Origin of the sequence: Sphingobacterium sp., from assembly GCF_032065005.1 — a bacterium.
Classification (GTDB): domain Bacteria; phylum Bacteroidota; class Bacteroidia; order Sphingobacteriales; family Sphingobacteriaceae; genus Sphingobacterium.
The window spans coordinates 127,673-152,211 of record NZ_DAMBMM010000004.1 but is presented as its reverse complement, the minus strand read 5'-3'; the positions used below and the strand labels follow the sequence as shown (position 1 = coordinate 152,211).

Annotated in this window: 26 protein-coding genes; 18 read left to right on the top strand and 8 right to left on the bottom strand. The window is 40.6% G+C overall.

Annotation, left to right across the window (positions count from 1 at the left end; translation table 11 throughout):
• Positions 1–44: 44 nt before the first annotated feature.
• From RT138_RS08120 to RT138_RS08110, 3 genes are all read left to right on the top strand, one after another.
• Positions 45–746 carry an RluA family pseudouridine synthase gene (locus tag RT138_RS08120; protein ID WP_185218231.1) on the top strand — a complete coding sequence of 234 codons (702 nt, stop codon included), beginning with the start codon at positions 45–47 and terminating at the stop codon, positions 744–746.
• Between the two features lie 41 nt (positions 747–787).
• Positions 788–1,066 (top strand): hypothetical protein, encoded by a 279-nt coding sequence (locus tag RT138_RS08115; RefSeq protein ID WP_185210516.1) that lies wholly within the window; start codon positions 788–790, stop codon positions 1,064–1,066.
• 63 nt (positions 1,067–1,129) lie between these two features.
• Complete coding sequence (locus RT138_RS08110) at positions 1,130–1,477, top strand: DUF983 domain-containing protein (RefSeq protein ID WP_313190262.1); 348 nt, start codon at positions 1,130–1,132, stop codon at positions 1,475–1,477.
• Here RT138_RS08110 and RT138_RS08105 read toward each other — a convergent pair.
• Entirely contained in the window at positions 1,474–1,767 is a 294-nt protein-coding gene (locus RT138_RS08105; protein ID WP_185210514.1) for a DUF4286 family protein, read from the bottom strand. The genes RT138_RS08110 and RT138_RS08105 overlap by 4 nt on opposite strands.
• A gap of 97 nt (positions 1,768–1,864) precedes the next feature.
• Between RT138_RS08105 and RT138_RS08100 the strand changes: the two genes are divergently transcribed.
• The 10 genes from RT138_RS08100 (at position 1,865) to RT138_RS08055 (ending at position 11,538) form a co-directional block, all read left to right on the top strand.
• Positions 1,865–3,751 carry a prolyl oligopeptidase family serine peptidase gene (locus tag RT138_RS08100; protein WP_313190261.1) on the top strand — a complete coding sequence of 629 codons (1,887 nt, stop codon included), beginning with the start codon at positions 1,865–1,867 and terminating at the stop codon, positions 3,749–3,751.
• 6 nt (positions 3,752–3,757) lie between these two features.
• Entirely contained in the window at positions 3,758–5,422 is a 1,665-nt protein-coding gene (locus tag RT138_RS08095; protein WP_313190260.1) for a HAMP domain-containing sensor histidine kinase, read from the top strand.
• Positions 5,423–5,435: 13 nt separating this feature from the next.
• Positions 5,436–6,143 carry a response regulator transcription factor gene (locus RT138_RS08090; RefSeq protein ID WP_093098875.1) on the top strand — a complete coding sequence of 236 codons (708 nt, stop codon included), beginning with the start codon at positions 5,436–5,438 and terminating at the stop codon, positions 6,141–6,143.
• Between the two features lie 143 nt (positions 6,144–6,286).
• Positions 6,287–6,760: a transcription elongation factor GreA gene (greA, locus tag RT138_RS08085; RefSeq protein WP_093098877.1), complete on the top strand. Its 474-nt coding sequence runs from the start codon at positions 6,287–6,289 to the stop codon at positions 6,758–6,760.
• 471 nt (positions 6,761–7,231) lie between these two features.
• Positions 7,232–7,645, top strand: coding sequence for an HIT family protein (locus tag RT138_RS08080; protein WP_185210509.1), 414 nt, complete (start codon positions 7,232–7,234; stop codon positions 7,643–7,645).
• Positions 7,646–7,671: 26 nt separating this feature from the next.
• Positions 7,672–8,328, top strand: a complete 657-nt coding sequence (locus RT138_RS08075) for a DedA family protein (RefSeq protein WP_185210508.1) — start codon at positions 7,672–7,674, stop codon at positions 8,326–8,328.
• A gap of 7 nt (positions 8,329–8,335) precedes the next feature.
• A complete protein-coding gene (locus RT138_RS08070) occupies positions 8,336–8,878 on the top strand; it encodes an inorganic diphosphatase (RefSeq protein WP_093098881.1) in 543 nt (180 codons plus the stop codon).
• An 8-nt stretch (positions 8,879–8,886) separates the two neighbouring features.
• Positions 8,887–9,504 (top strand): inorganic diphosphatase, encoded by a 618-nt coding sequence (locus RT138_RS08065; protein ID WP_313190259.1) that lies wholly within the window; start codon positions 8,887–8,889, stop codon positions 9,502–9,504.
• Positions 9,494–10,807 (top strand): hemolysin family protein, encoded by a 1,314-nt coding sequence (locus RT138_RS08060; protein WP_313190258.1) that lies wholly within the window; start codon positions 9,494–9,496, stop codon positions 10,805–10,807. Before RT138_RS08065 ends, RT138_RS08060 begins: the two co-directional genes overlap by 11 nt.
• An 11-nt stretch (positions 10,808–10,818) precedes the next feature.
• Entirely contained in the window at positions 10,819–11,538 is a 720-nt protein-coding gene (locus RT138_RS08055; RefSeq protein ID WP_313190257.1) for a 16S rRNA (uracil(1498)-N(3))-methyltransferase, read from the top strand.
• On the opposite strand, the gene RT138_RS08050 is transcribed toward RT138_RS08055, so the two are convergent.
• The 3 genes from RT138_RS08050 to RT138_RS08040 are packed head-to-tail and all read right to left on the bottom strand — an operon-like array spanning position 11,535 to position 14,108.
• Positions 11,535–12,023, bottom strand: a complete 489-nt coding sequence (locus RT138_RS08050) for a hypothetical protein (RefSeq protein ID WP_313190256.1) — start codon at positions 12,021–12,023, stop codon at positions 11,535–11,537. The genes RT138_RS08055 and RT138_RS08050 overlap by 4 nt on opposite strands.
• A complete protein-coding gene (locus RT138_RS08045) occupies positions 12,023–13,459 on the bottom strand; it encodes an FtsX-like permease family protein (RefSeq protein ID WP_313190255.1) in 1,437 nt (478 codons plus the stop codon). The genes RT138_RS08050 and RT138_RS08045 overlap by 1 nt, the downstream gene beginning before the upstream one ends.
• A 1-nt stretch (position 13,460) precedes the next feature.
• Positions 13,461–14,108 (bottom strand): ABC transporter ATP-binding protein, encoded by a 648-nt coding sequence (locus RT138_RS08040; protein WP_313190254.1) that lies wholly within the window; start codon positions 14,106–14,108, stop codon positions 13,461–13,463.
• A 176-nt stretch (positions 14,109–14,284) separates the two neighbouring features.
• Between RT138_RS08040 and RT138_RS08035 the strand changes: the two genes are divergently transcribed.
• Together RT138_RS08035 and RT138_RS08030 are read left to right on the top strand one after the other, a co-directional pair.
• The gene (locus tag RT138_RS08035) at positions 14,285–17,035 is read left to right on the top strand and encodes a TonB-dependent receptor (RefSeq protein WP_313190253.1); all 2,751 of its coding nucleotides are present in this window, start codon (positions 14,285–14,287) and stop codon (positions 17,033–17,035) included.
• Positions 17,036–17,105: 70 nt separating this feature from the next.
• Positions 17,106–18,272: a hypothetical protein gene (locus RT138_RS08030; protein ID WP_313190252.1), complete on the top strand. Its 1,167-nt coding sequence runs from the start codon at positions 17,106–17,108 to the stop codon at positions 18,270–18,272.
• Between the two features lie 547 nt (positions 18,273–18,819).
• Here the strand turns inward: RT138_RS08030 and RT138_RS08025 are convergent.
• From RT138_RS08025 to RT138_RS08010, 4 genes are all read right to left on the bottom strand, one after another.
• Positions 18,820–20,175 carry a nucleoside permease gene (locus tag RT138_RS08025; RefSeq protein ID WP_093098893.1) on the bottom strand — a complete coding sequence of 452 codons (1,356 nt, stop codon included), beginning with the start codon at positions 20,173–20,175 and terminating at the stop codon, positions 18,820–18,822.
• A gap of 32 nt (positions 20,176–20,207) precedes the next feature.
• Positions 20,208–20,861 carry a bifunctional nuclease family protein gene (locus RT138_RS08020; RefSeq protein ID WP_093098894.1) on the bottom strand — a complete coding sequence of 218 codons (654 nt, stop codon included), beginning with the start codon at positions 20,859–20,861 and terminating at the stop codon, positions 20,208–20,210.
• Between the two features lie 104 nt (positions 20,862–20,965).
• The gene (locus tag RT138_RS08015; protein WP_313190251.1) at positions 20,966–21,940 is read right to left on the bottom strand and encodes an electron transfer flavoprotein subunit alpha/FixB family protein; all 975 of its coding nucleotides are present in this window, start codon (positions 21,938–21,940) and stop codon (positions 20,966–20,968) included.
• Positions 21,941–21,966: 26 nt separating this feature from the next.
• Entirely contained in the window at positions 21,967–22,698 is a 732-nt protein-coding gene (locus tag RT138_RS08010) for an electron transfer flavoprotein subunit beta/FixA family protein (RefSeq protein ID WP_313190250.1), read from the bottom strand.
• 291 nt (positions 22,699–22,989) lie between these two features.
• On the opposite strand from RT138_RS08010, the gene RT138_RS08005 reads away from it, so the two are divergent.
• From RT138_RS08005 to RT138_RS07995, 3 genes are all read left to right on the top strand, one after another.
• A complete protein-coding gene (locus RT138_RS08005) occupies positions 22,990–23,322 on the top strand; it encodes a tetratricopeptide repeat protein (RefSeq protein ID WP_313190249.1) in 333 nt (110 codons plus the stop codon).
• A 67-nt stretch (positions 23,323–23,389) separates the two neighbouring features.
• Positions 23,390–23,806, top strand: coding sequence for a copper resistance protein NlpE (locus tag RT138_RS08000; RefSeq protein WP_185218218.1), 417 nt, complete (start codon positions 23,390–23,392; stop codon positions 23,804–23,806).
• Positions 23,807–23,942: 136 nt separating this feature from the next.
• Entirely contained in the window at positions 23,943–24,521 is a 579-nt protein-coding gene (locus tag RT138_RS07995) for a hypothetical protein (protein WP_313190248.1), read from the top strand.
• The last annotated feature ends 18 nt before the right edge of the window (positions 24,522–24,539 follow it).

The following is a 24,539-nucleotide window of genomic DNA, read 5'->3' as shown; positions in this document are numbered from 1 at the left end:
AGAAAAGCGTCTGCCAAAGACGCTTTTTATATTTGATAATGGATATGGGAATTACAGAGAAAGATGTTCTTTTCGAGGACAATCATTTTATCGCCATCAATAAGCGTGGAGGTGATATCGTTCAGGTAGATGTATCTGGAGATACTTCCATGGAGGATATGGTCAAGCAGTTTTTGGCCAAGAAATACAATAAACCAAACGAAGCTTTTTTAGGGGTTATCCACCGTTTGGATAGGCCAGTGAGCGGTATGATCCTCTTTGCGAAAACCAGTAAAGGATTAGATCGCATGAACCGACTTTTCCATGATCGCAAGGTGGAGAAAACCTACCTTGCCTTGGTTCGTGAAAAACCGCCACATCCAAAAGGGACCCTGAAAAATTGGTTGTTGCGGGATCGAAAAAAGATGGTCACCAAAGCCTATGACCGCGAGGTTAAGAATGGAAGTTATGCCGAGCTTAATTATGAGGTCGTAGGTACCTTAGATGGTTATTATTTGCTAAAGGTCAACCCATTGACGGGCCGTACCCATCAGATCCGAAGCCAACTTGCTTATATGGGCTGCCCTATCGTAGGAGACAATAAATATGGATATCAACGTGGTAGCCATAGAAGGACCATTTGCTTGCATTCCAGGTCCTTGAGTTTCGTACATCCCATCAAGGATGAGCAAATGATCATTAAGGCTCCTTTGCCCGAGGATGGCTTCTGGGAGAAATTTAATGTCCTGATTAAGGGAAACATATAAGAAAATTGGGATAATAACGTTAACTTTGCAATATGAGTTTCATGCAAAAGTTCAGAATAGGTCTAATTGCTAGTTTGCTAAGTATTACATTGTTGGCTGTTCCTACTGCAGGTTCAGCACAATGTGCTATGTGTACATTGAATGCTGAAAACAGCACACAGGAAGGTAATACCCAAGGTAAGGGCCTGAATGATGGGATTTTGTTTTTATTAGCAATGCCATTTATGATAGCTGCTGGTGTTGGATTCCTTTGGTATAAGAAATTCAGGAATACCGGCTCAGCCAATTCATTAAATATGGTTAAACAGGTGGAAGAATAAGGAATGATCTCTAAATTTCAAGCTGTTTGCCAAAGTAAGTGCCCGAAGTGTAGAACGGGGAATATGTATAGTGGATCAGCCTATGGTCTATCTAAACAAAAAATGCACGAGTTTTGTCCGCACTGTGGATTTAAATTCGAGATAGAACCCGGTTATTTCTATGCTGCCATGTATGTTAGCTATGCTTTTTCTGTAGGCGAGGTATTAATGCTGGCCTTAATTACGGCTTACTTTACGGGCAGTGAGTCTCCTTGGACCTATATCATTGTCCTTTTCAGTGCGATCGTCATTTTCGCACCTTTCAATTATCGTTATTCACGTTTGGTTTTATTGCACTATCTTTCGCCGAAGGTATCCTTCGACCCTAAATTATATGGGGATCCAAAAAATAGTGCAAACTTAAAGGGCTAATTATGGGGGATGTATTGCATGATACTATCAAACAGAAAAGCCTTTTCTACATGATGCGTGCTAATATATTCCTGAAGCCTCTGAATAACCTGCTCTCTAATTCTCTCAATCTCTTCTTCATTGTTTAAAACCACCTGAAGGCAATAGGTTTGCCCTTCGTGTGGAGAATGGAGCATTTTGAGTAGTTTAATGGCAAATCCAGGATGCTCATTTAATAGACCTTTGGTCCAAGTGATGACTTCCTGATGAATGGAATCTTCAATGATGATCGAAACGTTGTATAAAAACATAGAAATCTATAGCTTGATTGAAGCTGTAAAATTAAGGTTGCAAAAGGAACTTTACGGTATTTTTTTATAATATTTGATTAGAGGCTAAAAAAATAGAATGAATTTAAATTACTTGTTCTCTGTTCTACTTATGATGATGGTTTTGGTTTCATGTAAGCAAGAGCAGGGCGGTCAGTTACATGTGCCAATCGAGGACTTTTTCGTTAAGCCAGAAAGGACCTCTTTTAAACTGTCTCCCGATGGAAGCAAAGTAGCTTATCTGGGGGTGCATGACCATTGCAAAAATATCTTCATTCTCGACCTCGAAGAACCCGATTCTTCCAAACAACTTACCTACCAGGTCAACCTGAATGTCCAAAGCTTTTTCTGGCTAGACAACAAACGAATTGTTTTTTCCAATACGCAATCTCCAATGGATAGTTTGAGGATGTTCCAGATTGATGTGAAAACTGAAAAAAGGCAAGCTCTTTTTTCACCTGAAAAATCAAGATTGCGCTGGGTCTATCCCATTGTTGAGAAAGACAATAGCCTAATGGCTGGGATGAACTTACGTGATTCCTCGCTGTTTGACCTGTATAGGATTTACCTAGACGGTAGAAAGCCCCAATTGGTGCAGCATAACCCAGGGAATGTGGTAAGCTGGATCGGAGCTCCTGATGGCGTGGTGAGAATGGCATTGACCAGTGATAGTGTACAGGAGTCATTATTGTACCGAAAGCATGAAGGGCAGCCTTTCAAAGAGGTCATGAAGAATGATTTCGAAACCATTTTTGTGCCACTGGGTTTTGTAAAGGGTTCAGATAAAAATGTCTTTGCGCTTTCTAATCAGAATCGAGATAAGATGGCCTTGGTGGAATTTGATGCCGAAAATGGCAAAGAAGTCCGCAATATCTATGAAAACAAACTCGGAGACCTTGGCGTAGAGGGCTATTCTGCCAACCTACAGGAAATGCTCTATGCGACTTCCTTCATCGATAAGTTCAAAAAGAACATCTTCAACGAAAAATATGAGCAGGTCTATAAAAAGCTGAAAAAGAAATTCAAAGGTTCCGAAATCGGTTTCTTGGATAGCGATAGCAGCTTAACTGGATTTGTAGTACGTGTATATAGCGATATCCATCCTGGTGAAACCTACTATTACAATCAGAAAAAGGATGATATCCAATTGTTGAACGAGGAGAATCCTAAACTCAAGGATTTGGAGTTCAATCCTATGGAGGAAGTGGAGTTCCTGTCTCGGGACAACAAGAATATACATGCCTATATCACCTATCCTAAAAATAAAAGAAAGAACAGCCCTGTTGTGGTATTGGTGCATGATGGTCCTAACAGGAGGTCCGAATGGGGATTTGATCCGGAAGTTCAGTTCCTTGCCAATCGAGGCTACACGGTGTTCCAGGTAAACTATCGTGGTTCTGTGGGCTATGGTAAGGATTTTTGGACCTCAGGTTTCAAGGAATGGGGCGGAAAGATCCAATCTGATATTACGGACGGTGTCGCTTGGTTGATCCATCAAGGGATAGCCGACAAGGATAAGATCGCCATTATGGGCACCGGTTTCGGCGGATATTCTGCCCTGTATGCAGCTGCATTTAATCCTTCCCTATATAAATGTGCCATTTCCTCTTCGGGATATAGCAACCTATTTACATATTTCAGGGAAATACCCCCTCATCTAAAACATTACGTACAGTTATTCTATAGAATCATTGGAAATCCAGAGACTGAACCAGAATTGTTTCAAGCGATTTCCCCAATTTTCCATGCTGATAAGGTTCGAATCCCTATCCTATTTTTCCAAGGTGGAAAAGATAAATACAGTTCGGTAACCGATGCTAATCAATTTGTTGGTAAATTGAAGGGCAATGAAGTTCCAGTGCGTTATATCTTTAAGAAAGAAGAAGGCAAGAGATTTAGGAACGAAGAGAATATCGTAGAATATTATCAGGAGATAGAGAAGTTTCTTGCAGTGTACCTGAAGTAATCACACATGGTGAAAAGAGCAAGCAAATACCGGAAAAACATTGGGTTGTTGATCGCCTTTTTGGCTTTTTTGACAGTCCTGTATATCATTTCAGTTTTCTTGGCGAGGACAATGATGTCCAACTTTGTGGAATCTGAGTTTTACAACAGAAAAGTCGATGTCTTTGATGCGACCCTAAAACCCTTCAATAGCTTCTTCAATAACGATATTTCCGAAGTTTCCAATTATCAGGGCTACCTCGATTCCACACATGCCAGCAATTATTCTGAAAAGGTCTTGCGTAAGAATCCATTTGTTGACGAATTGGTGTTTTATGACGTGCTGTTCACCAACCAGAACCCCGCAGTTCGCGGTGTGCGCTTTCAAAACCTCTTGATTTATCCTCGATCGATCTTTTCCTATAAATTGGACAAGGAAAATAAATTGATCAAGGCCAGCCTTTCTTCGGTAGACAATAGGCCTAATGCCGATGACTTCAACAGCATGGCCATTAAAATGGTGAACTTCTTGGATGTCCTGGATGATTCTACTTCCTTGAGCGAGAATGATATCTATCGGATCTTCTATAATACAGTCCCTGGAAAGATAACCTATTTGAACATCCCACGGGTCAATACCCTTCGCGCCTATAAATCCATGATGGATGATACGACGGCAATGACGGCGCCTGTAGCGTTTGACCAAGATTTATTCGTCTATAAGGTTAATCCTCAGAAGATAAAAATAGTCAATAACCAAAAGAGATTGTATGAAACCATTCGGATCAAGGCCATAGCTGACCCTAATGTGATGGAAGAAAAAGCCTTTCTTTCCACAGATATGCCGTTGCCAGGTGCATTATCCGACTATAAACTGCAATTTGATTCCTCGGAACATTTTTTGAGAGGAGAGATCAATAGAAGATTTTTTCCTGTAGTGTTGGGCGTTTCCCTATTATATTTAATTTTGTTATTGATTATTTATTTGATTTATAGGAATATCTCCATCAATAGTAGGTTGTTCCAATTGCAGTATGATTTTATCAATAACCTGACCCATGAGTTTAAAACGCCGGTCAGTGTGATCAAGATAGCGGGTAACAATATCCGGAGTGCGGAGAAGATAAGTGATCAAGAGCGCGCGATGTACGGAAAGATCCTAGATCAGGAAGCTGATAAGTTAAATAATTTGATGAATAAGTTGCTGTCTTTCACGCAGATAGAAAATAAATCATTAAAATTTAAAGGAGAATACATTGATTTGAACAGTTTTTGCGAGGAAGTATTTGCGGGTACACGGATTAAATATCCTGATCTGAACCTGAGCTATCACATCGATGTGGACAGCAAAATGCATACAGATCCGGTTTTATTGAATTCCGTGTTCCAGAATTTAATTGATAATGCGTACAAATATTCAGAAGTTTCAAGAAAATTTATTGATATTAGTGTACAACAATCTAAAAAGCACTTTATCATGAAGTTTAGTGATAAAGGAATTGGGATAAACAGAAATGAACTTAAAAACATATTCAAGAAATTTTATAGAGTAAAGAACCAGTTCAATCAAGGTGGGAGTGTTGGGCTTGGATTGGCATTTTGTAAAGAGATTACCGAATTTATGGGTGGAGAGATCAAAGTCAGTAGTGTGGAAGGAGAGGGAACGACCTTTACTTTGACTTTTCCTAAATAATGTTTAGAATACTATGAATAAAGATATAACTATTGCCGTTGTAGAGGATGATGATAACTTAAGGTTCTTGGTTAGTCACCGTCTACAGACCGAAAATTTTCAAGTAATTCAATGCAGTGATGGCTTGGAAGCTGAGAAAATCATCTTAGACCAAAAGCCAGATATCGTTCTATTGGATTGGATGCTGCCAGGTAAAGAAGGGATAGATGTATGTGAGTCCGTAAGAAAGTCTGGATTTGAGAACATCATAATTATGATGACCGCCAAATCCCAAGATATCGATAAAATTGATGCATATAGCTACGGCGTGACCGATTATATCACCAAGCCATTCAATATGGATGTTTTAGTGGCCATGATCGAGAATAAAGTACGCTTTTTTGTGCCTAAAACCCAGAACGAGGTTTACCATTTCGGTGATACCGAACATCACCCCAATGTACATTCACTGATCAGGGATGGCAAGAAAATCGAGCTTACAATCCTTGAAAACCGAATCCTCTTGCACTTCTTACAGAACAAAGGTAGAGACATCACCCGCGAAGAATTGATGGAGGTGGTATGGGGCTATAGTTCCAACGTGAATACCCGTACTTTGGACATGCACGTTGTGCGCTTAAGAAAGAAAATCGAAACCAATCCTGACAAGCCTCATTACTTGCAAACCGTTCGAGGATTGGGCTATAGATTCATCAATGAAGAGACTGATGATGTAAGTTAGATATTTGTTTTATTAAATTTAATTATATAACTTCGTCAGAAGAGCAAGACCATGTTGTCCTATTAGCGGATAGTGTGGTCTTGTCTTTTTTTTGTTTATTAAAATATTAGAAAACTATAAAAAGAGGGTAAAAGGTACATATTATGGCAGAAGTAACTTATTACACAGAAGAAGGATTAACTAAGCTTAGAGAAGAGCTTCAATATCTAAAAACAGAAGGTCGTTCCAACATCGCTAAAGCGATTGCTGAAGCAAGAGATAAAGGAGACCTTTCCGAGAATGCAGAATACGATGCCGCGAAAGAAGCTCAAGGACTTCATGAAGCTAAGATTGCGAAACTAGAAGAAGTTTTGGCATCAGCAAGGATCATCGATGAGTCGAGTCTAGATACCTCAAAGGTATTGGCCCTGTCTTATGTAAAGATAAAGAATAAGAAAAATGGAGCAGTCATGTCTTACCAATTGGTTTCTGAAACAGAAGCTGATCTGAAGGCAGGAAAGATATCCGTTAAATCTCCGATTGCGCAGGGTCTATTAGGACTGCAGGTTGGCGATATCGCAACGGTAGAAGTTCCAGCAGGACAACTTGAACTAGAAGTTCTGGAGATTTCGAGATAATGAAATAGAGGTTATGTGCGGTGATGCCATAACCGCACTTTTCTTACAATTTACAGCCCCGATCTTTCGGGGCTTTTTTTTGCTCCAAGGTTCGACGAAGCGTTTTTTCTAACCTTTGCTACAGATTACTATCCATTTAATTTTTGGAAGGTGTTTCGGGAATGGCTTTGGTCTCGTTCGAGACATATTCGGGATTTTCAATATATGTCTCGAATGAGGGTAAGCTGATGTAGCCATAAAACTTGCTATGCGGAAAAATTGGCTAAGGGTTTTGATAGAATAATGACTTCGACAACCGGGGCAATTTAGGGGGATGAAACCGGTTATAAATCCTATTTGTCGTTATTTTATTGTTAAGAAATCAATAAATGTCACATTGAAGTTAAATCTTATGCTTCTAGGGGGCTGAATGTCTGTTCATATGTGCACAAAATTATTATCTTTGTTACTCACGAAATTGAACTATAGTTTATGTCAACCATATTCGCTAAAATCGTTGCAGGAGAGATTCCTGCTTATAAAGTTGCTGAGAGCAATGATTACTTAGCTTTTTTAGATGTAAATCCACTAACTGAAGGACATGTTTTAGTCATCCCGAAGAAAGAAACAGACTATATCTTTGACATCAACGATGAGGAATATATGGGGATGTGGGTTTTTGCCAAGATTGTTGCCCAAGGCATCAAGCAGGCCTTTCCATGTCAAAAAGTTGGTGTAGCGGTAGTTGGTTTAGAAGTAGCCCATGCGCATATTCATTTGATTCCATTGAACCATGTGCATGATATGAACTTTGAAAAGCCAAAGCTGAAGCTTTCGGAAGACACCATGAACACGATTGCTGACCAGATTCGGGATGCAATTTCAACGATAACAAACCCAGCTTAATCCGATAGCGGGAAATATAATTTACTATGCAAGAATACTTGTTGTCTTTTCAACAATTGCTAGATGCTGAATATCTTTTAAGTCACGGTGGTTTCTACATCGTTTGTCTTATAGTTTTTGCCGAAACTGGTCTCTTCTTTGGATTTTTTCTCCCAGGGGATTATTTGTTGTTTTTAGCGGGGCTGTTTTGTGCGCTGGATAAAATCGATGTGGACATTGTTACATTGTATTTCGGGATTTTATCGGCCGGGATACTCGGTAATTTTGCGGGCTATTGGTTTGGGCATCGAACGGGTCCCATGCTCTTTAAACGGAAGGATTCCATACTTTTCAAACGGAAATATGTGATCATGGCCGAGGAGTTTTTCCAGAAATATGGTGGAACAGCATTAATAATTGGACGATTTGTACCTATTATTCGTACATTTGCACCCATCTTTGCAGGTGTAGTACAGCTGAACTTCAGGAAGTTCGTGCTGTTCAATGTGCTGGGAGCGCTGTTGTGGGTGTCTTTATTGACCCTGACAGGCTATTATTTAGGTATAGAATTCCCATGGATCATCGACTATGTTGAATATATCATCGTAGCCTTGATCGTCATCGCATTCCTACCTATCGCGATTGCACTCCTGAAAAAGTGGCTTAAGAATAGAAAAACGAAAAACGAAATAAACAAACAGTAATTATTTAATGAGTACACAACATCCTTGGCATCAAGTGTCTCCTGGTGAGGACTTGCCTAACTCCGTAAATGCCATTATCGAAATTCCTAAAGGTTCTAAAGCGAAATATGAAATCGACAAAGACAGTGGTTTGATCAAATTAGACCGTGTATTGTTTTCTTCTGTGATGTATCCGGCTAACTACGGATTCATTCCGCAGACATATTGCGACGATAAAGATCCTTTGGATATTTTAGTTTTATGCTCAGTTGATGTTTACCCGATGTGTATGATCGAAGCGAAAGTAGTAGGTGTGATGCACATGATCGACAATGGTGAACAAGACGACAAAATCATTGCCGTTGCGAAACACGATATGTCGGTAAACTACATTAACGACCTATCTGAACTTCCTCCTCACACGATGAAGGAAATCGTTCGTTTCTTCCAAGATTATAAAACCCTTGAGGGCAAGAATGTGACCATCGAGAATCTTTATGGTCGTGCCTATGCACAGAACATCATCATGGAAAGTATCGAACTTTACAATAAAGAAATTAGGACTAAGTAACCATTTTCATGGACCTCTCAATTTTATTGTCGCTGTTCTTGTTGTTTTCAAGCCTTGTTGGGCTAGGACAGGAGCAGCACCCATGGCATCAGGTTTCCCCTGGAAAGGATGTCCCAAATACTGTTACAGCAGTAATTGAAATCCCCAAAGGTAGCCGAGGCAAATATGAAATTGATAAAGCTTCTGGAATGATCAAGTTGGATAGGGTATTGCATTCTTCAATGGTGTACCCGAGAAACTATGGATTTATTCCACAAAGTTACTGTGGCGACAAAGATCCACTGGATATACTTGTGTTATGTTCAGTGGATCTTGTTCCTGCGTCCCTCGTGGATGCGAAAGTAATCGGTGTGATGAGCATGACGGACTCTGGAGATCAGGATGATAAGGTTATCGCCGTAGCGAAAAACGATATGGCCTATAACTATATCAATGATATCTCGGAGCTTCCGCCCCACACTATGAAAGAAATCGTGCAGTTTTTTCTGGAGTATAAAAACCTGGAAGGAAAAAAAGTTGTTATTAACAAAATAAGTGGAAGAGCTATCGCTCAAAATGTTATATTAGAGAGTTTAGAATTGTACAAGAAAGAATTCGCTAATAAAAACCTAAATCATGGCAATTGATATTTTTTGGACTATCTTTTTAGTGCTGGCAAATGGTTTTTTCGTTGCAGCTGAATTCGCTATTGTGAAGGTTCGAGCCTCTCAGATAGAGCTTCAGGCCAAATCGGGCAGCAAAGTTGCCAAGATGGCCAAGAGCATTACCGATCATTTGGACGGTTACCTCGCAGCTACCCAATTGGGTATTACCTTGGCTTCCCTAGCCTTAGGTTGGGTAGGTGAGGCCGTAATGACGCAAATCGTACACCAGATCTTCGGATTTTTCAACGTTGAACTTACCGGTAAATTAGCGACGAACCTAGGCCATGTCCTGGCGTTCAGTATCATTACCTTTTTACATATTGTTTTTGGAGAGTTGGCACCTAAGTCCATCGCGATCCAAAAACCTGTAGCAACGACCATGAAAGTGGCCGTGCCGCTTCAATTCTTCTATTACGTCTTCCGACCTATTATTTGGTTGTTGAATGGTTTCGCCAATTTCTTGTTGAGATTGATCGGTATCCAGGTGAGTGCACATGAAGCCAGCCATTCCTCCGAAGAACTTCAGTACCTATTGGAGAAAGGAAAGGAGAGTGGTGCCTTGAACAATGCAGAACATGAATTGATCAAGAATGTCTTCGATTTCAATGAGCGTATCGTCAAGAACATTATGGTGCCCCGTACCAAGATCGTAGCGGTAGACAAGGATGATACGGCAGAGGAGTTTATCAATACCGTAACGGAAGAGGGATATTCCCGTATTCCGATCTATGATGACAATATTGACCAGATCATTGGTGTTGTCCATACCAAAGATATCTTACCACTTATTGTAAAGGGTAAGGATGTGGTATTGAAGAACATCATGCGTAAGCCATATTTTATTCCTGAAACCAAAAAGATCAACGACTTGATGACGGAATTCCAATTGAAGCGGATCCAGATTGCTTTTGTCCTGGATGAATTTGGGGGAACAGCTGGTATGGTAACGCTTGAAGATATCGTGGAAGAATTGGTAGGGGAGATCCAGGATGAGTACGATGAGGAAACTCCAGTAGTAGAGCAGATTTCGGAAACGGAATTTATGGTGGATGCTGGTGCCAGTGTTCATGATGCCAACGGCTATTTGCCATTGGAACTACCTGAAAGTTCAGATTATGATACGATAGCTGGTTTGGTTTCCCATCTCTTCGAGAAGATCCCTGATGTTGGCGATAGCACGGAACAATTGGGTTACCGCTTCACCATTATCAAGAAGACACAACAAAACATTGAATTTGTAAAATTGGACCTTGTCGAAACTCCAAACGATGAGGACGAAGAATAATCCATAATATTGTGCATTTATTCTATACAGCGGATTTAAAGCCCGAACAAAGCTTATTTCAACTTTCTGAGGAAGAAAGCAAGCATGCCGTGCGTGTATTGCGATTGAACGTGGGCGACCAAGTTCAATTGATTGATGGGGTAGGTGGTTTCTATGAAGCTGAGATAGCGGATGCACATCCCAAAAGGACGCAGCTGCGCATCCTAAATTATACTCCAGATTTCCAAAAACCGGATTACCATTTACATATTGCAGTGGCACCGACCAAGAACATCGATCGTATCGAATGGTTCTTGGAAAAGGCGACCGAGATCGGGATCCAGGAAATTACGCCCATCATCAGCGAGCATTCCGAGCGCAAGGAGGTCAAAACCGAGCGTTTGAACAAAGTCATCGTCTCGGCGATGAAACAGTCCCTAAAGGCTTATATGCCCCTTCTAAACGAAGCTATAGGTATTGATGCCTTCCTGAACAAGATTGAGTCCGAAAAAGACCTGAACAAGGCGATTGCCCATTGTGAAGAAGACGCTGAAAAGAAATACTTGAATCAGGAATTTGAAAAGGGCCAACGGTATTTGGTCTTGATCGGTCCTGAGGGGGATTTCTCACCCGCTGAAATAGAAAAAGCCATTTCTGCAGAATTTATTCCGGTATCTCTTGGGGAGGCCAGACTTCGCACAGAAACGGCTGCTTTGTATGCTTGTACAGAAATTGCTTTACTGAACCGTTAGTTCACGAGTTCAGCATCCACAATCTGAATTTCCGCATTACCTTTCAAGGGTTCAGGATTGAACTTCATCTTTCCTTTGATCTTGATCGGCTCATCCGTAAACTTCACCGTACCTTTTTTCATAAAGATCTCCACCATTGGGGGGATACCATTGGTCCCACAGAACTGACACTGGGTGATCGGCAATACCGAAAGCATATAGGTGCTGTGGTTTCTGCCACTCACTAAGGGAACCATGTAACCTGGAAGATCAACTACGGTGTTCTCTAATTTCTTCAATGCAGGTGGGTAGGTCGGGGTATACACTTTTTTGTTGCCCACGGTGGACACCTTGTACATCATCTTGTCAATGGCTTCCCAAGTACCGTTCATCATAGGAGTATGATCTGGAACTTGCGTTTCATTGCTATAATTTCCGATCTGAGCTTTGGAAAAGCTCACTGTCATCATCAATACGAGTACTGAAAATATTAACTTTCTCATCATTACTTATTACCTAAAATGGTAGAAATTGTTGTGTTGTATGCTTTTACTGCTGGGATAAGGGATGCGATCACCCCGATTAAACAAGCCGTAAGCAAAATTAACCATTCTTTACTATATATCTGGAATGCCTGGATAAAGTCTGCACTCTGACTGGTCTGTGTACTGATCAGGTACAGGCCGATATGACCAATGAACAATCCGACAATACCGCCAATGAAGGTTATTACCAATCCTTCGACAATCAGCATCGTAAATAGTTTAATCTTACTTGCCCCTAAGGTTCTCATGATGGCAAGGTCATATTTTCTGTCTTTCAGCGCATTGTAAAGACTGATAAATACGCTCAGTCCGGCGATGATCATAATGACATAGGCCAAAATTTCAAGAGAATCGATGCCGACACCCATTAGAGAAAACAATCTTGCTGTTTCCAATGCTGGGGATGCCGCTTGCATGCTGGTGGATTGGTTCACCAACTTAGGGACCACACCAATGGCAGCAGGTGAGCTGAATTTGACCAATAGGGCCGTAATCTCCAATCCTTTATCCTGAACGATATCATCAGCGATGCTCTTTACAAATACATCCGACCTAGGGCGTTCTGTCACTAGGCTATCCGAAGTTGCTTGAGCAAGGGGGCTAGGTTTTTCCGCTACGATCTCTTCATGGTCGTGATCAGCATGGTCGTGCGCATGTTCATCATGTTGATGGGTCTCTGTAGCTGTATGTTCATGTCCGTGATCGTCATGGTCATGGTCTGCATGGTCATGATCATGTGCTTCAGCGGCATGATCGTGCTCGTGGTCATGTTCTTCGTGACCGATGCCATGGATATCCCAGACACTTTCTAAATTGGTCAATAGCAGGTTGTCTACGATAGAACCCGATGGTTTCAGGATCCCGACAACTGTAAAGGGATGTTCTTCGTGGACATGGGCATTTTCTGCCAGACCATGTGCGCCGTGTACTTTATCCCCTAATTTCAATTTGTTTTTACGGGCAGTTTCGCTGCCTATGACTACCTCATAGCTTTTGTTCCATAATTGACCATCGGCCAATTGAAGTTCATATAAGCCCATAAAGCTGGTATCAGTACCAACGATACGGTGGCCTTTGAAGTTATCTCCCAAGGAAATGGGAACAGCTTTTTCAATGAATGGGTTGTCCATCAGCTTTTCAGCTTCTGCCAATTTAATGTTCCCGGTGGGGTTGTCCACATGGTACAGAGCGCTCAGGATCAATTGTAACGGGCTACCTTTTGCACCAACAACAAGGTCAACCTGTTTGCTATTGCTGTCCAGTTGTTTTTCAAAAGTGTCACTGGTAATATAGATACTCACCAAGATAGCGACTCCGAATGCGGTTAGGATGATACTTAACAGCGTGGAGCCCCATTGTTGTGATATGTTTTTCCAGACTAATTGTAATGTATTCATCTTATTGCGCAGCTAGTATATAGTTGTTAGTAAATTCATCTTTTAGCCTTTTGTCATGGGTAGAGATCAAAAGGGTGCTTCCTTGTTCTTTGGCCAGTCCCTTGATCAGTTCAACCACCAGAAAGGTATTCTTGTCATCTAGGGCTGCGGTAGGTTCGTCAGCGATCAGGAGCGAAGGCTTGTTGATCAATGCCCTGGCGATCGCAACACGTTGTACCTGCCCACGGCTCAGCTCATTGGGTCTCCTATTTCCATAACCACCAAGTTGCAGTTTTTCCAATAGCGATTTAATGGCCTGTTCATCGACGGCAAGTCCGGCTAGACTTTGGGCCAGTTTGATATTTTCTGTTACAGAGAGATTTTTGAGCAGATGAGCTTCCTGAAAAATAAATCCCAGGTTTTGTGCCCTGAATTTATCCAGATCACTTCCTGAAAGTTGATAGAGATTTTGCCCATTGATGATGACCTCTCCCGTAGTTGGAGAAGAAAAACCTGCAATAAGGTTCAATAGCGTTGATTTTCCGGATCCTGAGTCCCCTAAGACCAAGGTATGTTGCTGATCGGCCAGCAGCAGATCTTGAAAAGAAAGTTTGGGACCTTTAGGGTATTGATAAGATAAATTGGAGGTTTTTAATACAAAATCGCTCATAATAAAACTTTGTTGCAAAATAACACTAATTGTTGGCTAAACCCAATCTAAAGGGTAACAATTTGACCGATAGGTGTCTTAACAATTAATTAACTAGAGACTAATATTAACATAATAGAGTATTAATATTCACGTAACAATGCGATTATACTTTTGCAACATAATATTAACATTGTATGAATTGTATTAAACGAGTATTTTTATTGTTGGTTGTTTGCTTCGGCGTGATGATGAGCTATGCCCAGCAAGCACCATTTGGAGTAAAAGGGACGGTTGTGGACGTGGAGTCCTACCAACCTTTGGCAGGTGTTACAGTAACAATTGCGAACTCCCAGTTGGGCACAACAACGAATGACAAAGGTGAGTTCTTCATTCCGCTACCTAGCGATAAATCTGCAGAATATCTTATTCGCGCGACTCTAATGGGGTACGATGCCCAGGAAATGAACTTTACGCTACAGTCTAGCGACACTGAGTTTGTGTCCTTTGCGCTGAAAAATGCAGATGCGGTAATCGAAGAAGTGGTGGTGACCAGACGCCGTGAAAAATTTACAGAATTAGCCTTATTGGAAGAAAGAAAGAAATCCAACCTGATGGTAGAATCCATCGGTGCACAGGAGCTTTCGAGAAAAGGGGTTAGCGATGCAAGGGCAGCATTGACTAAAATGGCGGGTGTGTCTAGACAAGAAGGTGTAAAGAACGTATTTGTACGCGGTTTGGGCGACCGTTACAACTCTTCTTCCCTAAACGGATTGCCATTACCTTCGGAAGATCCATTGAATAAAAATATCTCTCTAGATTTCTTTAGTTCAGATGTAATCCAGAGCATTAATGTAAACAAGACCTTCAACTCGAATATTGCTGGTGATGTGACTGGTGCAAACGTTGATATCTTTACAAAGGAAGCTACCGGAAATAGTTTTGAAATCAATGTTGGCGGGGGAGTTAACTCGCAAACAGTTGGTGCAGATAATTTCAGGAGAATTGACGGAACAAATTGGTTTGGAAGCCTTCCTGGCGGATCAAAACCAAAGATGACCAGCTTTGATACCTATAATTTTGGTAATAGCTGGAATCCTAATCCTCAAGGATCCCTTTTCAATTCAAATTTCAAATTGTTGGGAAATAAAAGGGTATTGATTGGTAACAATCCATTGAGCATTTTCTTCACAGCCAGTATGGATTCCAAATACCGTTATGCCAATGGAAAGATCCAGCAGTCTGATGACCAAGGTCGTTTGATCTTGAACCAAGATTTCGTAAGAAATGAATATACCGTTTCCCAAACTGGTATGTTGAACCTAAGATACACTTGGGGAAATAGTAATGTGAGCTTTAACTCCCTGTACATCCATGACCAAAGACAGGACTTAAGTGATTTCCATGGATTTGAAGAGAATGTGGGCGATGCTAAGACTGACGTAGTGGACATGAGAAGACAACAGGTGAATGATAACCATGTTTTTGTCAATCAATTATTGTCAAAGCTATTCTTGAATGAAAAATGGTCTGCTGATTTAGGTTTGGCCATGAACAATGTGATCGGCAATGAGCCAGATCGTAGGATAAACAGAGCGGTAACCAAGGAAGCTACAGGTACTAACCTTTCCAGAAACAGTGCTGGAGAGAATGAAAGGTACTTTGGTGACATGGATGAAACCGGTTATATAGGAAAAGCAATCCTGAACTATAACTTGGATAACGAGTCAGGTCTGGAAAGAAAGATCTCATTCGGTTACACTGGAAACTTTGTAAACAGAAATTTCAACTGGTGGGAATTCAACCATCAATTAAGGGCCGTTGCTGCGCCTCCATTAGATTTAAACAATATCGAGGCTATCATTGGTGCTGAAGGTTACAGAAAGTATTTTGATTTGGTAACCAATAGAGGTGGTGATGGAGATGTAAGCAACCTGAACCCTTTCTACTATAAAGGTAGCAGAAGAACCCAAAGTGGTATTGCTTCAGCAATCTACCAGTTTACCCCAGAATTTACTGCGGTATTGGGATTGCGTTTGGACAATGTATTCCAATCTGTAAGTTATCAAACCAACCTACCGGATTATTCAACTTCTAACTATAATAAAATCAACAAGAACTATTTCTTGCCAAGTTTGAACTTGAAATATTCGTTGACAGAAAATATGTTCTTGAGAGCTTCAGGTTCCAAAACCTATACCGTTCCCCAGTTTATTGAGTTAGCGCCGGTAAGATATAGAGGTAATAACAACTTCACCCAAGGTAACCCGGCATTGAATCCATCGGAGAGCATCAATGCAGATTTCAAATGGGAGTTTTACCCTAGCAATTCAGAATTGGTATCCCTTGGTCTATTCTACAAGAATATCAAAAACCCAATTGCAAAGGTTGAATCTGGTTCATCCGGAAGTACATTGAGTTTCTATAACATCGGTAAGGATGCGGTCGTATTCGGTGCTGAATTGGAATTGAAGAAAGATTTGATCAAAACTTCAGGTGCCAACGGAGAAAACGTGTTGTCAGGAGGCTTGAATGTTTCTTATCTGCATTCGGACCAGAAGTTAAGTCTGGAAGGAAGATCCTTCAATAAAGAGTCTGACCAAATGGAAGGAGCATCTCCATTGCTAGTTAACGCAGACTTAACCTATAAATTAGCTTTTGCTAACGTGGATTTGACGCCTTCGGTGGTATTCAACTATTTCTCAGATCGTATTTTCTCCTATGGTACATCAGGGTACAAGAACATCATGGAGAAAGGTATTCCAACTTTAGATTTTGTTACTCAGGCGATGATTAAGAAGCGTATTGGCGTTAATTTAAAGATTGAGAACATCTTGAACCCGAACAGGGAACTGTCGCGTGAGATTGGTGGGAACTCGCCAAAAGTGCTGATTGAGCAGTACAAAAGAGGGGTAGATTTTAACCTAGGAATTTCTTATAAGTTTTAACAATAAATTAATTTTCACCTAACAGAAAGGTTAACTGTTAACGGTTCCTTTGTGTAGAAATAAAAAGATTATGAAGACAAAATTATTTTCGATTTTAGCAGCAAGTGCTTTAGCTTTTACAGCATGTACAGACAACAATGAGCCAACTCCAACGACTCCAAAAAATGAGCAGGATCTAATTGGTAAGATTGACAAGAACACGAAATTAGATGCGAACGTTACTTACAATTTAACTGGTGCATTATACGTTGAGTCTGGCGCTACTTTAGAGATCCCTGCTGGGACTACTATCAAAGCGAAGAGCGGTGGAACAAGTGTATTCTTGTTGGTAAAACCAGGAGGTAAAATCGTTGCAGAAGGAACAGCAGAAAAACCAGTTGTATTTACATCAGCTTCAGCTACACCAAAAGAAGGTGACTGGGGTGGAGTAATCATCAATGGTAAAGCTCCTCTTTCAGGTCCTGCAGGTGTAGTAACACAAAACACTACAGAGATGGATGCAACTGTAAAATATGGTGGCGACAATCCTGCTGACAACTCAGGTGTACTTAACTACGTGAAGATTGAATATACCGGTGCTCGTATGGACTCAAACAAAGAGCACAATGGTTTAACATTGAACGGTGTTGGTAATGGTACAAAACTTTCTAACCTTCACTTAAGATATGGAGCTGATGATGCAATCGAATTCTTCGGAGGTACAGTAAATGCTACAAACATTTTGGTTGAGAACTGTTCAGATGATATGTTTGACTTTACTGAAGGTTACAGTGGTACAATCACAAACGCTTACGGTATCCGTATGAAAGGTTACTCTGATGCTACTGAGGATCCAAGAGGTATCGAAGCTGATGGAAACTTTGACGGTAAAAACCCAACTCACGTTAACCAATCAAACTTCAAGGTAAATGGCATGACAATCGTTGTCAATGCAGCTGATATCAAAGGACAAGATGGTAAAGTTTCATTGGTAATGAACAAAGAGGTTTTCAAGATCAGAAGAGGTGCTAAAGCGACTATCACTAACGCATTCGTTAAATTCGGTCCTGGAACTACTCCATACGTGTTGATCGATACAGATGGTGCTAACCCAGCAACTTCAATCAGCTACAACTTTGATCCAGCTAATGGTTTAGACAAAGCGAAAATCGTTAATCCGGTAAATGCATTGTTAACTAAAGATGCTTCTAAAGGTGCTGATGTAAATGCTTTTGCTTGGACTAAATTCCAATTCTAAGAACATAGTACTAAATAGTTTATCAAATACAAAGGACCGCCTTCATGGCGGTCTTTTTTTTGTGGGTTTGAACCAGGATGTGGCTCGGCTCCGCTCGCCAAACGAGGATGGGAGGATAGACCAAGATTATGGCCAATATATCGCTATATAGGTATCAAGCTTAATTGGGGTAAGTTGATATCGGTTAGTGATTTATCCAATAAAAAAATCCTGGGGCGGGGAACCTCAGGATTTTTAACTAACCAATTATTAACCTAAATTATGAAATTTTTACTCTTTACTCTTTTTTACTCTGTTTGTACTATCTATAACGCAAAGCATATGCCGATTGTATATCGCATACCAGCTCTTAACATCTTTTAACAGATGGATTAGATTATCATGACAAAAATGAGATGATCAGAGATTTTTATGACATTTGACCCGTATAGGCCTACTTTATACCTATGCTATCCTTCCCAAAATATGTATACAAACAGAAAAGCCTGACAGCATCTGTCAGGCCTTATATCATCAAGTCTAAATACTAAATACTTTATACTAAATACTACTTCACCTCATGTTTGTGTCTGAACAAAATGGCAAAGAGTATGGCTATTACCAAGGTATATAGGGCAAAGGCGATCCAGATATGGTGCCAATCCTTTAAGTGAATGACCTGATCAAAGATTCCATTGCTGACATTCACTCCTCTGGAGCTGATGAATTTTTGCAGGGAACCGTTGTCGGCTGTAGTGTCCAGGAAAGAGGCTAAAGAAGCGCTGTCGTTGAACGAAAGGGTGTAGAACCTATCAATGATCCATCCGGATACCCAAGAGCCAAATACGGCTCCAAATCCGTTGGTCATCATCATAAACAAACCTTGTGCTGAAGAACGGATCTTGTTGTTGGTATTGGTCTCCACGAATAGGGAACCTGAAATATTGAAAAAGTCAAATGCCATTCCATAGACTACACAGGACATAATAATCATCCAAAGGCCTGTGGAAGGGTTTCCATAAGCGAACAGTCCAAAACGAAGCACCCAAGCTACCATGGCGATCAACATGACCTGTTTGATACCAAACCTTTTCAGAAAAAATGGGATGGCAAGGATAAACAGGGTTTCAGAGATCTGAGATATCGACATGATAATGGTGGAGTACTTCACCACAAAGGAATCAACATATTTTGGATAGAACTTGAATTCATCCAAGAAAACATCACCATAAGCATTGGTCAGTTGTAAGGCTGCTCCCAAGAACATGGAGAAGATAAAGAACATGGCCATCTTAAAGTTTCCGAAGAGTTTGAAAGCCTCGAGTCCCATTATCTGGGAAAAGCTTGCATTTTCTTGTATATGTCTTTGTGGTGGACACTTAGGAAGGTAGATCAAGGAATAGAGCCCTAATAGGATGGAACCTCCGGCAGCAATATAGAATTGCCCCTCTGTTGCTTTACTACCACTCAGGTTTGTCATCCACATAGCCGCGATAAAACCAACCGTTCCCCATACGCGGATGGGAGGGAAGGCCTTGATCAGGTCGTAATTCCCTTGGTTGAGTGCCGTGTAAGCAATGGAGTTGGACAGGGCTAAGGTTGGCATGTAGCAACACATACTGAGCAACATGACCGTAAAGAATGAACCAGGGTCCTGCACTTGGGCAAGATAGATCAGACAGGCCGCGTAAAGCAAGTGTAAGGCTACATAAAGTTTTTCGGCATTGACCCACCGGTCGGCAATGATACCCATCAGAGTAGGCATAAATAAAGATGCAATGCCCATGGTTGAGAAAATGGCTCCAAATTCGGTACCACCCCAGTTTTTAGTCCCAAACCAATAGTTTGCTATAGTAATCAACCATGCTCCCCAGACGAAGAATTGCAGGAAGTTCATGATCGTTAACCTCAGTTTAATAGACATCGTATTTTGCTATTAGTTATTGTAGGTAGAAATTAAGATTTTCGTTTTTCTATTTCGTCCCTGATTTTGGCAGCCGTCTCGTACTGTTCGTTTTCGATAGCTTTTTCCAGGGTTTTTTCAAGTTGTTCCAGCGTTAGGGAAGCGTAAGGTGATGGTTTGTTTTTTGCTGGTTCTTTTTCGACGCTTTCCTGTTCTTTTTCTTTTTCCTCGGTTGGAGTGTCCGATTGTTTGTAGTTTCCTACGTTTTCGATGTTTTCCAGAAAGGCGAAGTCATTTCCTTCGATCACGATTCCGGCGGTATTCATGATAAAATCATAGGTGTAGATCGGACATTCGAAGCGTACAGCAAGTGCAACAGCATCCGAAGTACGGGCGTCGATCTCAGAAGTCTGCTCTCCATCCGTACAGATCAATTTGGCAAAGAAGATCCCATCAACCAGGTTGTAGATCAGTACTTCTTCTAATTTTATCTTAAAGGTTTCCGCGAAAGATTTGAATAGATCATGGGTTAGGGGTCTGCTTGGGGTCATTTTTTCAATTTCAACGGCAATGGATTGCGCCTCAAAGCCTCCAATGATGACAGGTAGTCTTCGGTTACCTCCTACCTCTCCCAGAACCAGGGCATACGCTCCAGACTGGGTCTGGCTATAAGATAAGCCTACAATATCTAACTTGATTTTCTTCATCGATAACACGTTAACGTGATTACAAAGATGGGAATATTAACAGCAAAAAAAAAGTGACCCTGCGTTTTTTTAGGCAAGGCCACTCGTTCATTGTTTAGTTATTCCTAGTTGTTTTTTAAGTTTTTGATAGCTTCCGTCAGCTTTGGAACGATTTCGAAGGCGTCTCCTACGATTCCATAATCCGCCACTTTAAAGAACGGTGCTTCTGGGTCTTTGTTGATGACAACAATGTTTTTTGATGAGCTTACTCCCGCTAAATGCTGGATAGCTCCAGAAATACCGATAGCGATATAGAGATTCGGGCTGACCACAATCCCTGTTTGTCCTACGTGTTCTGAATGGGGTCTCCAACCGGAATCGGAAACAGGTTTTGAACAGGCTGTTGCAGCACCAAGGACATTGGCTAATTCCTCGATCATCCCCCAGTTTTCTGGTCCTTTCATGCCACGACCTGCGGAAACCACGATTTCTGCTTCCGGAAGGGAGATTTTATCCGTTGCGCGGACAATCTCTTTCACCATGACATTGAAATCTTGATCGTTCAAATCAGGTGTAAAGTCTACGATCTCTGCTGAACCTCCTGTTTCTTTCAAATCGAAAGCATTGGGGTTGACAGCAATCACCTTAACCGCGGAGCTGATCACTTCGGTAGCAAAGGCTTTGTTGGAGAATGCAGTCTTTTTAACTTCCATATGTTCTCCATTGAAGGTAGGAAGGTTGATAGCACCATCAGCAAAACCTGCATCTAGTTTAGCGGCAACCCTTGGTCCCAATCCTTTTCCACTAAATGAATTGGAAAGGACAACCACCTTTGCATTTTCCTGCTTTGCAGCAGATGCTATAATGGATGCGTATGCTTTGTTCACAAAGTTCTTCAACTTGTCTTGGTTGGCATCCAAAATTTTGGATACGCCGTATTTGCCCAATTTTTCTAATTCTGATCTGTCCACATTCCCAATGGAAAGGGCGGTTACAGTATCGCCTAATTGGTCAGCAATAGCTTTGGCATAGGAAGCGACCTCAAATGCCGACTTCTTCAATGTACCTTCTGTATTTTCAATATATACTAAAATTGCCATGATAATTTCTTATTGGGGTAAATGAATTAAATAACTTTTGCTTCGGAACGAAGTAATTGAACCAATTGATCCACATCTTCTACCAGTTTCACAGCGCCTCTTGGAGCAGGTGATTCGAATTTCGCGATATTGGACAATTCATTTACGGGTATTGGTTCCACAACTTGAAGAGGTTTGGTCCTAGCTCCCATAATGCCGCGCATATTCGGGATCTTTGGTTCTGCAACGCCTTCAGCAGTACCGACAACCACCGGAAGTGAAACGGTCAATACTTCTTTACCGCCTTCAATTTCACGGTCAATAGTCGCATTGTTATCTTGGATATCTAATTTCTTTGCAATGGAAACCGAAGGTAGGTTCAAGAGCTCGCCTAATAGGGCAGCAACCTGAGCACCGTTGTAGTCGATGGACTCACGGCCCGTTAAGATCAGGTCAAAGTTTTGTTCTTTTGCATAGTTGGCAATCTGATTGGCAACAAACCAAGCGTCTCTAGGTTGAGAATTTATGCGAACTGCATCATCCGCACCAATTGCCAATGCCTTTCTGATGGTAGGTTCTGTGCTAGCATCACCAACATTGATTACAGTGACCGTGCCTTTGCCACCTTCCGCCAATTCAACTGCTCTGGATAATGCAATCTCATCATATGGATTAATGATATACTGGATACCATTGCTGTTAAAAACCGTATTATCGTTGCTGAATGTTATTTTTGAAGTGGTGTCAGGGACATTACTTATACATACTAATATTCTCATAATTCAAACGTTTTACACAAACCTACATTAATTAAGGAGCATTTCAAAGCTGTGTTTCCTCGATTTTCAGGAACTGTTAGATAATTGTTAATTATTAAAATAACACCAAAATGGTTTAAAAAATATTAATATTTTAATTTATCCAATATTATAATTATAAATCGTTAATAATCTATTGAGATTAAAGGGAATTTCTAATAGTCATTGATTTGTCATTTTGTATGCTAGCATAGTAATTCTATTCCGTGCAAGCTATGCTTTTCCATTTCCAAATATTGATTACTTTTGTTTATGGAAAGCAGATTAGCACAGTTACAGAATTTTTTAAGAGAAAGCCCAAACGATCCTTTTTTGAAGTATGCCCTGACCATGGAGTTTGTGAAGTTGGGAGATAAACAAAGCGCAAGGAATGGATTTGAAGACCTTGTTCATGCCCACCCAGATTATGTAGGTACCTATTACCATTTTGGAAAGTTTTTGGAAGGCGAGGGGGAGAAGGACTCTGCACTTGAAATCTATGAAAAGGGCGTTCTGGTTGCTCAGCAAAAAAGAAATTTTCATGCGCTTAATGAACTGAAAAATGCCATGTTGATGGCTAATGGACTGCTCGACGATGACGATTAATGTTAAATTTTTTAAAAAATAGATTTGTGGTATCTTTTTTGCATTTTTTCTGGCAAGTAAGAAAATTATGCGAGTATTAACACTGTCATTAATCGGATTGATCATGCTGATCTTTGGATTTAGTTGTATTAACAACAAATCCAACGTCAATCAGCTTGTTGCTGCCGAAGATAATGCAGTGAAAGGTTTGGCAATCGTTGGTACTTATGAAGGTAAATTGCCTTGTGCAGATTGTACTACAATTGCGACAGTACTTAGCTTAGATAAGAATAAAAATTATTCCATGCGGTATGAATATGTCGGCAAAAGTGCTGAGGTGTTTGAAAGTACCGGAAAATGGAAGGTTGACCAGGATATTTTGAGTTTAGAGAATGTAGATTATAGTTTTAAGATATCTAAGGACCAACTCAATCAATTAGATCTCTCGGGCAAGGAAATAAAAGGCGATCTCGCCGAAAAATATGTCCTTCAAAAAATAAAATAAAAACCTGCTATTGCAGGTTTTTTTATGGAGCTACTCCCCCCACTTTTATTAATATCTATTTTGAGGAATACCTAATGCTAGGTATTTTTTTCGCGTAGTGCGTTGATTATCTTTGGATAACACTAATTATTAAAAGATGAAAACCAAATTATCTTTTATGATGATGCCCGTTTTGCTCTTGCTATTGGTATCCATAGGCAGTATTTTTCAGGTAGTAGTGAATGAAGAGGAGAATACAGTCGATCCATTGGAAATAACAGGGCAATGGACAGCCTATGAATATTATGACAATAATATCAACCCAAAAGGCCAATCATCTGAACTGGATTATTCCAAGGTCAATCAAATTGCTAAACTGATAAAATTCCAATCTAATGAAACCCCATGTCCCGATAAAGTAAGTAAGGTGGAACAGAAAATGGAATTCTTTAAGATCAATTTTAAGCCTAATGGCAAGGCGGAGATCTTTGAGAAACAATACTATAAGGCTAATTCTTTTGATTCACATTGCCGGAATACCGTTTATGATGAGTCATATAACCAAAGAATGCAGGTGAATTGGAGGATTGATCAACCTGAAGCCGCACTCATCCTGAATGATTCCACAAAAAGGCATCTTACAGTTTTTAAAGTTCTATATTTTGGTAATAATGAACTGCATCTATCCTTGAAACAGGATGAAGATTATATCCTTGTCAAATTACATAAGGATTAGTCAAAAAAAAGGCTGTTG

Coding starts and splice junctions, on each gene's coding strand:
- RT138_RS08120 (WP_185218231.1), top strand. CDS start 45: ATGGGAATTACAGAGAAAGATGTTCTTTTCGAGGACAATCATTTTATC.
- RT138_RS08115 (WP_185210516.1), top strand. CDS start 788: ATGCAAAAGTTCAGAATAGGTCTAATTGCTAGTTTGCTAAGTATTACA.
- RT138_RS08110 (WP_313190262.1), top strand. CDS start 1,130: ATGTATAGTGGATCAGCCTATGGTCTATCTAAACAAAAAATGCACGAG.
- RT138_RS08105 (WP_185210514.1), bottom strand. CDS start 1,767: ATGTTTTTATACAACGTTTCGATCATCATTGAAGATTCCATTCATCAG.
- RT138_RS08100 (WP_313190261.1), top strand. CDS start 1,865: ATGAATTTAAATTACTTGTTCTCTGTTCTACTTATGATGATGGTTTTG.
- RT138_RS08095 (WP_313190260.1), top strand. CDS start 3,758: ATGGTGAAAAGAGCAAGCAAATACCGGAAAAACATTGGGTTGTTGATC.
- RT138_RS08090 (WP_093098875.1), top strand. CDS start 5,436: ATGAATAAAGATATAACTATTGCCGTTGTAGAGGATGATGATAACTTA.
- greA (WP_093098877.1), top strand. CDS start 6,287: ATGGCAGAAGTAACTTATTACACAGAAGAAGGATTAACTAAGCTTAGA.
- RT138_RS08080 (WP_185210509.1), top strand. CDS start 7,232: ATGTCAACCATATTCGCTAAAATCGTTGCAGGAGAGATTCCTGCTTAT.
- RT138_RS08075 (WP_185210508.1), top strand. CDS start 7,672: ATGCAAGAATACTTGTTGTCTTTTCAACAATTGCTAGATGCTGAATAT.
- RT138_RS08070 (WP_093098881.1), top strand. CDS start 8,336: ATGAGTACACAACATCCTTGGCATCAAGTGTCTCCTGGTGAGGACTTG.
- RT138_RS08065 (WP_313190259.1), top strand. CDS start 8,887: ATGGACCTCTCAATTTTATTGTCGCTGTTCTTGTTGTTTTCAAGCCTT.
- RT138_RS08060 (WP_313190258.1), top strand. CDS start 9,494: ATGGCAATTGATATTTTTTGGACTATCTTTTTAGTGCTGGCAAATGGT.
- RT138_RS08050 (WP_313190256.1), bottom strand. CDS start 12,023: ATGATGAGAAAGTTAATATTTTCAGTACTCGTATTGATGATGACAGTG.
- RT138_RS08045 (WP_313190255.1), bottom strand. CDS start 13,459: ATGAATACATTACAATTAGTCTGGAAAAACATATCACAACAATGGGGC.
- RT138_RS08040 (WP_313190254.1), bottom strand. CDS start 14,108: ATGAGCGATTTTGTATTAAAAACCTCCAATTTATCTTATCAATACCCT.
- RT138_RS08035 (WP_313190253.1), top strand. CDS start 14,285: ATGAATTGTATTAAACGAGTATTTTTATTGTTGGTTGTTTGCTTCGGC.
- RT138_RS08030 (WP_313190252.1), top strand. CDS start 17,106: ATGAAGACAAAATTATTTTCGATTTTAGCAGCAAGTGCTTTAGCTTTT.
- RT138_RS08025 (WP_093098893.1), bottom strand. CDS start 20,175: ATGTCTATTAAACTGAGGTTAACGATCATGAACTTCCTGCAATTCTTC.
- RT138_RS08020 (WP_093098894.1), bottom strand. CDS start 20,861: ATGAAGAAAATCAAGTTAGATATTGTAGGCTTATCTTATAGCCAGACC.
- RT138_RS08015 (WP_313190251.1), bottom strand. CDS start 21,940: ATGGCAATTTTAGTATATATTGAAAATACAGAAGGTACATTGAAGAAG.
- RT138_RS08010 (WP_313190250.1), bottom strand. CDS start 22,698: ATGAGAATATTAGTATGTATAAGTAATGTCCCTGACACCACTTCAAAA.
- RT138_RS08005 (WP_313190249.1), top strand. CDS start 22,990: ATGGAAAGCAGATTAGCACAGTTACAGAATTTTTTAAGAGAAAGCCCA.
- RT138_RS08000 (WP_185218218.1), top strand. CDS start 23,390: ATGCGAGTATTAACACTGTCATTAATCGGATTGATCATGCTGATCTTT.
- RT138_RS07995 (WP_313190248.1), top strand. CDS start 23,943: ATGAAAACCAAATTATCTTTTATGATGATGCCCGTTTTGCTCTTGCTA.